General features: G+C 39.6%; 14 protein-coding genes and 4 tRNA genes. All 18 read right to left on the bottom strand.

The features are described from left to right. Positions 1–99 (bottom strand): GTP-binding protein (locus KNQ97_RS15325; protein ID WP_009586195.1); only part of this gene is annotated, 99 nt, incomplete at its 3' end. A gap of 162 nt (positions 100–261) precedes the next feature. Beyond that, positions 262–336, bottom strand: a tRNA-Thr gene (locus KNQ97_RS15330). 13 nt (positions 337–349) lie between these two features. Next, positions 350–425: transfer RNA gene (locus KNQ97_RS15335), tRNA-Gly, on the bottom strand. A gap of 37 nt (positions 426–462) precedes the next feature. Then, positions 463–546, bottom strand: a tRNA-Tyr gene (locus KNQ97_RS15340). A 56-nt stretch (positions 547–602) separates the two neighbouring features. Further along, a tRNA-Thr gene (locus KNQ97_RS15345) sits at positions 603–678 on the bottom strand. A gap of 98 nt (positions 679–776) precedes the next feature. Next, positions 777–2,270 carry an anthranilate synthase component I gene (trpE, locus tag KNQ97_RS15350; protein ID WP_253612425.1) on the bottom strand — a complete coding sequence of 498 codons (1,494 nt, stop codon included), beginning with the start codon at positions 2,268–2,270 and terminating at the stop codon, positions 777–779. A 108-nt stretch (positions 2,271–2,378) separates the two neighbouring features. Beyond that, a complete protein-coding gene (locus KNQ97_RS15355) occupies positions 2,379–3,047 on the bottom strand; it encodes a phosphoglycolate phosphatase (RefSeq protein ID WP_000109463.1) in 669 nt (222 codons plus the stop codon). Between the two features lie 65 nt (positions 3,048–3,112). Further along, on the bottom strand, positions 3,113–3,742 hold the full coding sequence (locus KNQ97_RS15360) for an FHA domain-containing protein (RefSeq protein ID WP_000219968.1): 630 nt from the start codon (positions 3,740–3,742) through the stop codon (positions 3,113–3,115). A 40-nt stretch (positions 3,743–3,782) separates the two neighbouring features. Then, positions 3,783–6,059 carry a type II secretion system secretin GspD gene (gspD, locus tag KNQ97_RS15365; RefSeq protein ID WP_024432837.1) on the bottom strand — a complete coding sequence of 759 codons (2,277 nt, stop codon included), beginning with the start codon at positions 6,057–6,059 and terminating at the stop codon, positions 3,783–3,785. A gap of 41 nt (positions 6,060–6,100) precedes the next feature. Beyond that, complete coding sequence (locus KNQ97_RS15370; RefSeq protein WP_253612426.1) at positions 6,101–6,937, bottom strand: type II secretion system protein N; 837 nt, start codon at positions 6,935–6,937, stop codon at positions 6,101–6,103. Continuing rightward, positions 6,937–7,680 (bottom strand): type II secretion system protein N, encoded by a 744-nt coding sequence (gene gspN / locus KNQ97_RS15375; RefSeq protein WP_000730343.1) that lies wholly within the window; start codon positions 7,678–7,680, stop codon positions 6,937–6,939. Before gspN ends, KNQ97_RS15370 begins: the two co-directional genes overlap by 1 nt. A gap of 331 nt (positions 7,681–8,011) precedes the next feature. After that, positions 8,012–8,338 (bottom strand): H-NS family nucleoid-associated regulatory protein, encoded by a 327-nt coding sequence (locus KNQ97_RS15380; RefSeq protein WP_000801427.1) that lies wholly within the window; start codon positions 8,336–8,338, stop codon positions 8,012–8,014. A 194-nt stretch (positions 8,339–8,532) separates the two neighbouring features. Next, positions 8,533–8,973, bottom strand: coding sequence for a thioesterase family protein (locus KNQ97_RS15385; protein WP_000661569.1), 441 nt, complete (start codon positions 8,971–8,973; stop codon positions 8,533–8,535). A 7-nt stretch (positions 8,974–8,980) separates the two neighbouring features. Continuing rightward, the gene (locus KNQ97_RS15390; protein ID WP_000681777.1) at positions 8,981–10,174 is read right to left on the bottom strand and encodes a hypothetical protein; all 1,194 of its coding nucleotides are present in this window, start codon (positions 10,172–10,174) and stop codon (positions 8,981–8,983) included. A gap of 9 nt (positions 10,175–10,183) precedes the next feature. Continuing rightward, entirely contained in the window at positions 10,184–11,023 is an 840-nt protein-coding gene (locus KNQ97_RS15395) for a hypothetical protein (protein WP_253612427.1), read from the bottom strand. A gap of 8 nt (positions 11,024–11,031) precedes the next feature. Next, a complete protein-coding gene (locus tag KNQ97_RS15400; protein WP_253612428.1) occupies positions 11,032–11,799 on the bottom strand; it encodes a uroporphyrinogen-III synthase in 768 nt (255 codons plus the stop codon). A 4-nt stretch (positions 11,800–11,803) separates the two neighbouring features. Next, complete coding sequence (gene hemC, locus KNQ97_RS15405) at positions 11,804–12,721, bottom strand: hydroxymethylbilane synthase (protein WP_213064257.1); 918 nt, start codon at positions 12,719–12,721, stop codon at positions 11,804–11,806. A gap of 100 nt (positions 12,722–12,821) precedes the next feature. Next, entirely contained in the window at positions 12,822–13,562 is a 741-nt protein-coding gene (locus tag KNQ97_RS15410; RefSeq protein WP_000865993.1) for a LytTR family DNA-binding domain-containing protein, read from the bottom strand. Positions 13,563–13,568 lie beyond the last annotated feature (6 nt).

Consider the following 13,568-nt stretch of genomic DNA (forward strand, 5'->3'; position numbering starts at 1 on the left):
TGCAATCGCAGCAGTTAAAGTTGTTTTACCATGGTCAACGTGACCGATTGTACCCACGTTTACGTGTGGTTTATTACGTTCAAACTTGGCTTTAGCCATGATGATCTTCCTCGTTTACGTCGAACCACCTACAAATGGCGCTGAGCTAACTCAGTTTATCGACATATCGCCTAAAAAAACTAGACACCTAATACTTGAAAAGCAGACTATATAGCCTGCTTTTTGAAAACTTTGTGGAAATCCACATTAAACTTTAATATCTGGAGCTCTTATCGAGATTTGAACTCGAGACCTCTCCCTTACCAAGGGAGTGCTCTACCACTGAGCTATAAGAGCGACTATCCTTCGATGGAGCGGGAGACGAGGATCGAACTCGCGACATGCAGCTTGGAAGGCTGCCGCTCTACCAACTGAGCTACTCCCGCAACGTTGGTAATAACCACTTCACTCGAAGTTTAGAGATGGTGGTGAGAGAAGGATTCGAACCTTCGAAGCTTTCGCAACAGAGTTACAGTCTGCCCCCTTTGGCCGCTCGGGAATCTCACCAATATCGCACTTATCTACAGTGCCGTTCTTTACTCAATTAACTTAACACTTTAAAATGGTGCCGGCACACGGATTCGAACTGTGGACCTACTGATTACAAGTCAGTTGCTCTACCAACTGAGCTATGCCGGCGTTTCTTAGTGTTTCGTACGTTTCGTATCGGAACGGTGTGCAGTTTAGCAAAACTTCCAAACGATGCAAGCGGTTTTTTTAAAAAAACCGCTAAAAACTCATAAAATCAATCCGTTTGATGATAATTCAACCGCTTTGATCACTGCGCGAGCTTTTATTTGGGTTTCATTCCACTCAGATTCTGGATTTGAGTCAGCAACTAGCCCTGCACCAGCCTGTACATACACCTTTTTATCACGGATAACACAAGTACGGATTGCAATCGACATATCCATTTCACCATGCCATCCCAAATAACCAACAGCCCCGCCAAAAACTCCCCTTTTCACAGGCTCTACTTCATCAATAATTTCCATTGCACGAATTTTTGGGGCACCTGATAACGTTCCTGCCGGAAAGGTGGCTTTAAATACATCAAGTGCATCGATATCATCACGCACTTCACCTTGTACATTTGAAACAATATGCATGACATGTGAATAACGCTCGATCACCATTTGATCCGTGACTTGGACTTTACCTATTTTCGATACGCGCCCTACATCGTTTCGCCCAAGATCAATCAGCATTAAATGTTCAGCAATCTCTTTTTCATCAGACAGCAAATCTTTTTCTAATGCTATATCTTCTTCTTTAGTTTTACCGCGCGGTCTAGTTCCTGCCAAAGGTCGAACTGTAGCAATACCATTTTCTAAACGAGATAAAATTTCCGGTGACGAGCCAACAATATGAAATGGTTTTTTATCAGTAATCGTTTGCCCTTGAACCAAGAATAGATAAGGTGATGGATTTAAATGACGTAATGCACGGTAAACCTGTAAAGCTTCTCCATCAAAATCAGAAACCATACGCTGCCCAGGTACAACCTGCATCACATCGCCTGCACGGATATATTCTTTAACCTTCTCTACCGTCTCTAAGAACTTTGCTTTACCAGTAATTGATTCAAAATGCGGAGGCGTATGTGGTCGCGCTTGCATACTAACTGGAGTCGCCAACAACTGTTCTAATTGATCTAATTTTTGTTGAGCGTCTTCATAAGCATTACTCTGCTCTGTATCCGCATGCACAATTAAAAATAGCGTATCTTTAAGATTGTCAAAAACAATGACTGTCTTTGAGAGCATCAACCATAAATCTGGCAGCGTAATCGGATCAGCCGCAGGTACATTCTTTAAACGTGGCTCGATGTAGCGGACAGCATCGTAGCCCAAATAACCCACCAAGCCGCCCGTAAAACTTGGTAAGTCTGGTAAGAGTTTAGCCGTAGGAACTTTAAATTGTTTTTGGAATTCACGGATATATTGGAATGGGTCTAGACAATTTTGCTGTGTTACTGATCCGTCAGCATGTTGTATAGATAAAACGCCAACGTTACAGGAAAAAACTGTTGATTCGCCTAAACCAATCATAGAGTAGCGCGCCCAGTTTTCGCCCCCTTCAACAGACTCAAATAAGTAAGCCTGTGTTTGATCCTTAAAACGAGCAAAAACAGATAATGGGGTTTCTGTATCCGCTAAACGTTGACGATAAACAGGAATAGTATTGTAACCAGCAGCCTTAAGTTGCTCGAATTGCGCTAATGTTGTCATGAATCTTCTCTAATATGGTTTCGATTTAAAAGTGTGTTTTTCTAGATTCGGTTTAGACACGCCATCGAAAAACCATACGCTTATTCATTCTTATCTCCATTTTCTTCATTAGACAATCAACTCAGCAAGACTATCAACAACTTGCTGAGGTTGGCAATCATAGATATTCTCTCCATGATTATAGCCATAGCTAACCACAATACAATCAATTCCAGCACGACGTGCAGCTTCAATATCATTACTTGAGTCACCAATCATCAATGATTGTGAAGCAGATATTTTTAGGCTTTCCATGCAATGCAATAATGGTAGTGGGTGCGGCTTTCTTTCAGGTAAGCTATCTCCTCCAAGTACAACTTGAAAATAAGAAGAAAGCTCTAGCGCATCCAGTAACCCTTGAGCAAGTTTGACAGGCTTATTAGTCACACATGCCATTTTGATATTCAAAGTTTGGCAATGTTTTAAAAACTCAGGTACACCTGGGTAAATTTGAGTATTCACACACAGCTCCGCACCATATACCTCTACAAATTTCTGTAATAAAACTTTATGTTGTTCAACATCTAATTTTCCAAATATATGAAGCAGAACACTCTCACAAAGTTTTGAAGCCCCTTTACCTACCCATTCCCGTATTTGTGCTTCTGTTACCAATGGCCAACTGAGTGATTGCAGACTTAAGTTCATAGACCGATATAAATCGGCAGCGGAGTCAACCAACGTTCCATCTAGGTCAAATAAAATTAAATCGCGCTTACTTAGTTGTGCAACAGACATTTTCTTCTACTCAAAATTAAAAAGGCATGCGTTTAGCATGCCTTGATTGTAAAAGCACCAACGAATTATTTAAAGAATAACCACGCCAATACAGCTAAAATCACTAAAATAATAATGGTCACTAGACCAATAGATGCATTCTTCTGCTGCTCTTTCTCTTCAGCAACTCGAGAAACTGGCTCCTCAATAGCAACAGGAGTTTGTTCTGGCTGAGGATGAATATCCACCCCTTCAGGAATCGGTGCTGGTTTTGGTACAGAAACTCGCTGAGGCATTCCATCACGACTCACTTCAGTTTCTGCTGCACGCTCCGCAATACTTGGCATACCTTGATCACTTAAATCTTGTGTCGGTGCAGTTTGTACTGGCTCCACCTCAATTTCAGGTAAATCAGTATTTTCTTGTGCAGGGGCGAAAACTGAAAATTTTAAACTTGCGAATTGAACAATATCACCATCATGCAACTGTTTTTCTTGCTCAATACGAATATCGTTCACAAACGTACCATTCGATGAATTAAGGTCTTGCACCCATAGCGCTTGATCTTTTAACAGCAATGCTGCATGGCGTCGTGAAATTTCAGCAGCCTGTAGTAATAAATCGGCATCTTGATGACGTCCCACCAACATATCACGATCAACATTAATTTCTTGGCCAGTAAATTCACCAGTAATTGCTTGTAATTTCCAAGTCATGCCTATGTCCTATTCATTTTTTATTAATCATAACATGCTACTACGGCGCTGTGCTTGGACGCAGTGTCGTTGTTGTTACTGTATTTTTAGTACGATTAATTTCAGGATCAGGCAACTGTAGGGTTTGCTTTTGGACGGTAGGTTCTACAGCTACCGGCGTAGTTATGGTCGAACTTTTACCACCTGATGGAACCTGTTGGTAATTTTTTGGCTTGGAGGCAATACTCGGCGGGGTCATTTTTTGGTTATAAATATCATCAACTTGCTCAGGTAATTTTGCAAAGTTGCCATTTTTATCCATAGCCAATTGCAAGCTATAAAGTTGATTATAGCGCTGCTGAGATAAACGGCGTACATCATTTGCATCGCCCACAATTGTTGGGTGAATAAAAACGAGAAGGTTACGTTTTACATTGCTTCTGTTATCTGATCGGAACAATCGCCCAACATAAGGAATACTACTTAAACCAGGTATACCTTGTCTTGAAAGCGAAGTGTCATCCGACACCAAACCACCTAGCACCACAGTCTGCCCATGCTCGGCTAAAACAGCTGTTTTAATAGCGCGTTTACTTGTCACCAAGTCAGCTGCTTGCCCACGGCTATCTTGAACAGCAGAAACTTCTTGCTCTACTTCTAAACGAACAGTACCCCCTTCACCGATATGTGGAACAACTTTCAAGGTCACACCGACATCTTTACGCTCAACAGTTGTATAGGGATTGATACCTGTACTATTGGTAGTAACCGACCCTGTGACAAATGGAACGTTCTGACCTACAACAATATAAGCTTCTTCATTATCCATCGTCACAATGGACGGTGTCGAAAGTAAGTTTGATTTAGTATTGGTTTTGAGAGCCTGAATTAGTGCACCATATGCCTTACGAGAATTATCAAAATTGCCCAATCCTAAAGTCGCACCATTACCTTTATTAGCTCCATTAGCGATAGCAGATGCAGCTCCAGCCGAACCACCCGATAAATAACCAGCAGCGATAGAAGATAAACTCGCCCCTACATTACTAAAGCTAAGTAAACCAATCCCACTAGATAAATCACCGAGTGCCCATTGAATTCCAAGTTGATCTGCATCATCTCCAGAGACTTCAATAATTGCGGCCTCAATAAGCACTTGTTGACGACGAACATCTAGTTGTTGAATCGCTGATTCAATTTCACGCATTAATTGGGGATCAGCTTTAACTACTAATGAGTTCTGAGCATTATCTGCAATAATACTCACACCGTTTTGATTAAAGCTGGTGATATTATTCTGATTACTACTGTTCGAATTACCGTTTAGGTTAATTGCAGGAGTTGAAATTGAGGCACCATTTGAACCCGATGTATTTGAACCAGAATTCTGGTTATTACCAATTAAACTATTAATCGGATTCGATGAGTTAGATGAATTATTACTATTATTCGATGAAGATACTGCCTGTCCTGTGACTAAGCCTTGCAAAATTTCAGACAAGTTTTTAGCACTGGCATACTTCAAACGGAAAACTTTTAAGCCACCTAAACGATCTGCAGAAGGTACATCCAGCATCTCAATCATATGACGAATACGTTTACGTGTTTGTGGATCACCTTTTATTAAAATACGGTTTGTCCGATTATCAGCAATAATACGAATACGGGCACCACTAAAATCTTTAGATGCGCCTGTTGCGCTCATCGCTTCAAGCTGGGTAATAATTTCTTCTGCTTGGCTCGACTGAAGCGTGATGGCTTCAATATCATTTTGCCCAGTTCCATCCAAGTTACGAATAATATTTTCAAGTTGATAAATATTCGCAGCTCTATCAGAAACAATAAGTGCATTGGTTCCTGCAATTGCCGCCATATGTGCAAATTGCGGCATTAAGGGACGGAGTGCTGGAATTAAGTCATTTGGATTAGTATTTTCCAGCCAAATCACACGTGTAACGATTTGATCACCACGGACCCTATTTCTAGAATCATAAGGAATTCCCGAGTTTTTAACATTGCTATCCGGTACAAGCTTAATGGTATTACCAGAAGGAATTGCAACCACCCCGTTTACATTTAAGACCCCAAGAAATAGGTCATAAACTTCATCTTTATTTAATGGCTTATTAGAAATAACCGTGACATTACCACGTACTCTCGGATCTACAGCGAAGTTCTTTCCTGTAATGTCTGCAACTTCATTAATAAAGGCAGTTAAGTCAGCATCACGTAAATTGATCTTCCATGTTTGGGCATAGGCACTGCTAGTTACTGTCGCAATCAATGGGGCTGCTGCAAGTAATGCCCAAAGTGGACGTTGATGATTCAATAAAGCCATAACTCGCGATATTTCCTAACTCTTATGGTGACGTGTTATCACTAAAAATTTTGTTGTATGGTCATCACTTGATCACCACGTTTTATTTCTATTTTTACTTGCCCTGCTCGACGAGCCTGCTCAAGTAATTGCACATCCGTTTGCCCTTGCCCAACCGTTTGACCATTCAAAGAGACAATTCGATCGCCAGGCCTTAAACCTAACTTATTTCTAAGTGCAGTCGGTGTACGTTCTGTAACTTCATAGCCTTCACCTGAGTTACCACTTACCCCTATATCTCGGAGGTACTGCTCTCGGTTACCTTGCATCTGCTGGATCGCTTGTCCCAATGCCTGTTGGGCCGTATTCATAGGCTCTGTAGGTTGAGACGGTGTAGCACTTTGTTGTGAAGCATCCGGAGTCATCGGTTGATATAAACCATTTGGCAAACCTTTGAACTGAAGTTCACGGGTACTGCCATTTCCTTGACTCAACACAACATGATCCCAATACACCTCTGCCAATTGGTAAGAAGTTGAACCAATGGTTTCACCAACTCGATAACGCTCAGCAGTATTATCAATTTTAATAACAGCAGAGGAAAACCGGTTTGGATAGCCGACCATTACACCCTGCAATTCTAAATTCACGCTTTCTTGAGCCGCATTGGCAGAAGGTTCGTTAAAAAGTGAAAAAGTACTAATATTTGGTATTTGTGGTTGTTGAGAACCGAGTTCTACCCGATCAAATTGCATCAGTTGAGGAGGCGCAATCACCAACCAAAAAAATGAAGCGAGTTTCCAGCATAACCACAAAATTAAAATGGCAAGGACCACTACACTCAGTCGATCTAATTTTTGCCATTGCAATTGCTGTAATTTATCAATCCATACTTTCATTAGTTACCACCTTGTAATAATGGTTGGCGAGAACTAATGACAAAAGTATCCAAACCAGCTTTACCGTCATATGATGGAACATTGAGTAATAAACGCTGTGTGAGCTGAACATCCAGCATCATATTGGCATCTAGTAAAAGATTGGCCATTTTTTGATTACGCTGATCACGGATGTCCACTTGTAGCTGTCCGTTCTGGTCAGTTAATTGCCCACTTAAAGAAGGCATATTCATACGATCTTGACGATCACCAATATTATAAATGAGCGCCCCACCACCCCAATGCAATTGCCCATCAACTGCCGCAAAGCCTTGCTCTTTTTTATAATTAAATTGGATATCTTTAAGTTGAATACTGTTTACAGGCCATTGCCAATTTACAATTTGCTTCAGTGTTTCTGGAGCAATCTGGCCATTCATATCCCTTACAATAACTTTTTTTCCAAAACCATACGCCATAATCCCCGTTAATTGCGTATTACCACTATGAATATCAACATCTGCAGCAAAGCGTAATAAAAGTAAGTCTAGCGGTCTCGTTTTCCAGTGGATAGTGCCTCGTAACGCCCCACGGTGCCAGTCTGCCTGCCCCTGCCAGATGTTGCCACTTACATTATGGACAGTTTGATTATTCTTTGAAAATTTAGAGATAAGCCAAGTCGCCGGAATCTGTAAAATAATAAAAATTAAAAATGCAATGAGGGCAAAAAACCACCACTTCCATTGCTTAGACTTTTTCTTCATTCAGCCTTACCAACATGCAAATTATCATCCTTATATGAGAGTTCCTCTCTAGTCTGACATTATGCATACTTTTTCAACATCGCCAATTCACTTCATATAAAAAAACCAAGCAATCGGGCTTGGCGTCTCGCTAAAGACTATAAGTTGAACGTATGACAAAATCATGAAAATTACGATTGATCTTGCTAAATGAAAATTTAGTCTCAACAATGCTCTTAATTAGGAACTCAAGCACCTTATTGAATATTCATATTTAAAATAAAATTTTTTTAATTCTTTTAAAAATAAAAAAGCCAAGCAGAATCGCTTGGCTTTTTAAGAGGCAATACAATTAGATTAAGAAATCTTCAAGTTTTGCACCTTTTTCAATTTCAGCAACTAACCAACGTGGTTGTTTACCGCGACCAGTCCAAGTCTCTTCAGCATTGTTTTTGTTACGGTAACGTGGTTCTACAGATTTACGTGTTGTTTTCTTACGTTTTTGAGCGCCAAATTCTAGAAGCTGTTCAACACTAAAACCTACATTTTCAGCAATTTCGATAATTTGATTATAAGCATCTTCGATTGCTTGATCTTTTTTGCTTGCAATTAAAGCTTCTGCTTCTTCTTGTAAGCGTTTTAACTCTTCAACAGATAATTCACTAATATCCGGTTTCATTAATAAATACTCCAGTCTTACTGACAATTCAAATAATACAGACAAAATTTAAAAACATTAAATCATAACCAATAGTATTTATAATCTATTCAATAAGCAATAGTTTGAAAGTCAAGTTCATCAGAATAACGCTATAAATTTACTTTTTAATTACATTAGTAATTATAATTGTAATATATTTTCTTAATATTTATTTAAGCTAAATGTATTAAATCATGCCCAACTGATTTTTCTAATTCAATAATTTTACTTTTTACTTCACTTGGTATTTCACATTTTAATCCTGTCATTTTATTCACACAAACCATAACTGCTTCACCTGTAGCAACGATTTGCTGCTGAGATTCACTCCATAATATATAAGCCATACGGAACGCGCTCTTACGTAGCTCTTCTACACGAACCCCTACTTTCAATACATCTGGATAAAACACAGGTTTTAAATATTTGCACTGACTTGAAGCAACAACAGTATATATATTTGGAGTCAATATATTTACATTTTCCATATATAAAATACGTGAGCTTTCAATATATCTATAATATTGCACATTATTGACATGACCAAAAGCATCCATATCTCCCCATGCTACTTTCTGGTCGTATATTACAGGGTAGACAGACAGTTCTTTCATTTTTACCTCAGATTTTAAATTTTAAAAAATTCGCATCATTTTCAAAGATTAGGTTTAACTGTTTGATTAACTCATCATCTTCTTTTAAAGTTGATTTAATACGTAAATAGCTCATTAAAATATTATCAGGGTATAAACTTAATAATATTTCTGCTTCAGCTTGACGACCTGTTGCCATGTAAACATGCCATTTTGCAAATGTTAAAACTGGCAAATTCATATATTGAGATTCAAATTGATTAATCTTTTCTTCGACATCGGCATAGTCAGGAACCTGCTTAAGCAATTGTTGCTGAAACCATAAGTAAAATACGTCCGGATCGAATTGCTCTTTGAGTAAATGCAAGGTTAATGCTTCATGCTGAATACTCATTTCTGGCATACGGGCCAAAAGTTTTAACCATAACAATTTACTGCTATAAGGTCTGGTTTGAATTTCTGACTCTAAATCTAGATAGCGCTGTTGCAGTGCTTGTAAATCATCAATTGAAGCTTGATCAAACTGTTGAAGAAGTTGTTGTAGCCATAAATCACGATGTTCAGCGTCCAACAAACCATATTTCATAGAACGCAAGTATACCCATGGTTGTTGTAAAGCAAGCTGGCCCCAAAGCGCCGTTAAACGTTGTTGATATGCTGTCTCAATTTCTTCAAGCCATGGCGATAACTGATGCTGATATAAAAACTCAAGATGGGTTAAGGCACGTTCAGCTTCGTTTTGTGCCAAGAATATTTCAATACGCTGTAATTCTGCTAACTCAAAAGCCATTGGTGGGGATTGATCCAAGGCCTCTAAAGCTTTTTGGTAATCTCCACTTAAAACTAGAAATTTGGCATCAATAATATTTTTTAGAAGGCCTGATTGAGTAAAAACACGTTCGATAAATACCCGTTGATCTTCAGCAGCCTCTAATAACCAGACAATACCTAATTGTTCATACGGATGAAGGTTTTTAAACTGAAAAATATTCTCTCTCTTTCTTTGTTCCCGAGAAGAATAACGCTTAATCCAAAGCCATATCACCTGAGCAATAAAGCTCATCACAACAAACGTAAAGACTAATCCCCATACATTTGTTTGCAATTGCAATTGCCGCCAGTAAATATAAACATATCCCATACCATAGCCATAACTGAATAAAGCCAAGGCTGCGAAAAGGACTAAGCTAATTAAAAAGTAAACCCACAGGAGATGCTTCATATGTCCTCCTTATGAGCCGATTAGACCAAGTGTCGATAATTTAGGAACAGGCACTACAGATAAATGTGCCACTTTAGCAATACGGTTTTTGAGTTGTTGGCTAGTCGCATCGGGTAATTCATTTAGTTTGTGCATTACTGTCTGCAACTCATTTTGATATTCAGCCATTTTTCCTTGGTTCAAAGCTTGCTCAGCAATTAATAGCCTTAATTGCACTTCTTTAAGCACTACACTTCGGTTCATTAAATTAATAGACGGCGTTTCTACTTTCTCAATACGGAACCATTTTTTCCACCATGACACAGCCTCGGATTGGTCCATCTCAAATTTAGGCTGTTTTAAGGCTTGCTGAATATTTTTATCAATATTCTGGAGTAAATCATCAATGAGTTGATGTCGCTGATTTTGAGCAAGTACAAACTGTTGAATAGCCTGCTTATCTTGCTCAAGAGCCTGATTTAAGCTGTGTTGTAATGCAGGAGCAATTCCATATTGTGGTAGGGTTTGCTGTAGTTGGGTTAGATGATCTACAGCATAAATAAATTGCTGTTGGTCAATTGCAAATTGGATTAACTCTAATTTTTGTTTAATTAATACGGTCGGTGCAATTCCGGTTTGAACAATTTCAGTCGTTGCTAAAGGCGTTGTTTTAGAATTATGACTTGGTTGATTTTGAATTTGTCTTTGCAAAGCAACCAATTGATCATTCAAATTGGCATATTGCTGTTCAGATTGCAGCAAGTTTTGCTGAAGTTCAGGGACGGTACGAGAAATTTGCCACATATCGTAGCTGAGCTTAGCCACCCAAGCGATGCCCAGCAAAATGATGATAGAAACAAGTTTTCTCATACGAATCCTTATAATGCCTGAATGTGATGAATCATCCCCGAAGGCGATAAATTTTCAAGTTGAATAATGTGAAAATGAGCTTGTTGCTGATCGCGATAGTCTTTAACAAGTTGAAAAAGGCGTGGTCCTAAAACTAAATATACGCAATCAGGTTGTGCCTTATTTTTTAAACAAAGCTCTAACCAGTATTTCCAGCTCGCCTCACTGGTAATTAAGACGAGCCATTTATCTAAATTATAATTTGAATTCTGTGTCAGATGTTTGAATGTCGAATATGAAGCTTGCGGACACTGCCGGCGATATAGAACAAAATTTAAAATCTGAATTCCTTGCTGTTGCAAAGTTTCCATCATAAATTGACGGCCGCCTTCACCTCTCCAAAAAGCCACACTACCTGATTTTTTCATACAATGAAGGAGAGGTAAGTTAAGCATCCCCTCGGAAGTTTCAACCTCAGGAACATGCGCTTCAATCCCATAGTCGTGAAGACGATTAGCCGTCGCTTGCCCAACCGCAATCCATTGAATATGTTTTAGCTCATCTATTTTTAAACCACTTTGTGTTAAATACTGCATCCCCACATCAACAGCAGTAGGACTAACCACTACAATCGCTTGTGCACCAGTTAACTGCTGATAGAGTTGAGAGAGTGATTCTGAAAAAGGTTGAGCAACCAGTTCTAAAAGAGGTAAAGACTCGACCTGAAACCCCTTCTTCTGCAAAGCATGAGTTAATTCAGCCGCACGCGAGTCAGGTCGGGTATTAATAAACAACATAGCGTTAGTAAAGAGCCTTTAATAAATCACCAGCGCCTTGATCAAGTAAGTTCCGAGCAAGGTTTTCACCTAATTGCTGAGCATTATTCGCTTCATCTGTAAGCTCAGCCCGTAATAATGTTTGCCCATCAACACTACCTACACGGCCTTCAATATGAATTTTACCATCTTGGAGTGTTGCATAACCTGCAATCGGCACCTGACAACCACCTTCAAGATAAGCATTGAATGCTCGCTCAGCACGTACACATACATCTGTCTCTGGGTGTAGAAGTGGCTGAATTAAAGCCAACACTTCTTGGTCATCTGCACGGCATTCCAAACCAAGAGCGCCCTGTCCCACCGCAGGCAAACTTACACTTGGCTCGATACAGTGGCGAATGCGTTCTGCCAATCCTAAACGTTTTAAACCAGCACTCGCCAAGATAATAGCATCATATTGACCATCGTCTAGCTTCGCTAAGCGGGTACCGACATTACCACGTAAATCAATAATTTGTAGATCTGGACGTTGTTTTAAAATTTGTGATTTACGACGTAAACTTGAGGTGCCAACTTTTGCTCCTTGCGGCAAATCAGCAAATTTTTCAAAAGTATTTGAAACAAAAGCATCTAACGGATCTTCACGTTCGCAAATTACGGCCAAAGTTAAACCTTCTGGTAACGCCATCGGAACATCTTTCATTGAATGTACAGCAAGGTCCGCACGACCATCTAAAAGTGCTGCTTCCAATTCTTTAACGAACAACCCTTTGCCACCAATTTTTGCTAAAGGTGTATCTAAAATTTTATCGCCTTGCGTGACAAACTTAACCAACTCCACCGTTAAATCTGGGTGAAGCTCCTGTAAACGGGCACGAATATGTTCTGCCTGCCAAAGAGCAAGTGGGCTTTGTCGTGTAGCAATTTTCAAGGTTTTCATAAATTCAAGCATAGGCTGGTCAAACAATACACCCTAAACTTAACTTGATCCCTTAAAATTGCAAGTAAAATCTCACAAGCAAAAATAAGATGAATACAGGTTAAAGTTGGTGTATCCGTTCTCTAAGGGTAGATAAATGACGGCGGCTTACGGAAAGTCTTTCATCTAAGCCACGTAAGCGAACCTGATATTGGCCCGAACTTACTAGCTCTAAACCATCTAAATAAGCAATCGAGACCAATGCATTACGGTGAATACGGATGAACTGATCTGCGAACTCAGTTTCAAGTTCTTTAAGTGTTTCGTCAATCAATACGCTGCCATTTTTATGACGTACCGTGACATATTTCTGATCTGCTAAAAAGTAATAGATATTTTCAACAGGAATTAGCTCAACCCCACGATAGGTTTTAGCAGCAATTTGATGACGTTGTGTTTTTAAATCCTGTAAAAGCTCAGGTTTAGGCAAAGCGCTGAGCTGTGCTTGTGTTAGCTGGGTTAATTGCTTAAATGTCTGCTCCAGCTCTTGAGGATCAATGGGCTTAAGAAGATAAGCTTGTGCTTGTGACTTAAATGCCTCCAATGCATGCTGATCATAAGCTGTGCAAAACACTATAGCAGGTCGAGGATTAAGTTGGCTTAATTGCTCAGCACAGACGAGACCATTCATACCCGGCATCTGGATATCAAGTAAAATCACATCTGGGTGATGAAGCCGTGCCTGTTCCAAGGCATCTTGGCCATGATGAGCTGTTGCGACAACCTCATGTCCCATCTTTGAAACTAAACGTGACAATCGTTCCACTGCAAGTGGTTCGTCATCACAAATTAGCACCTTCATTCATCC

This window comes from Acinetobacter sp. UC24323 (assembly GCF_024151445.1).
Taxonomy (GTDB): Bacteria; Pseudomonadota; Gammaproteobacteria; order Pseudomonadales; family Moraxellaceae; genus Acinetobacter; species Acinetobacter baumannii.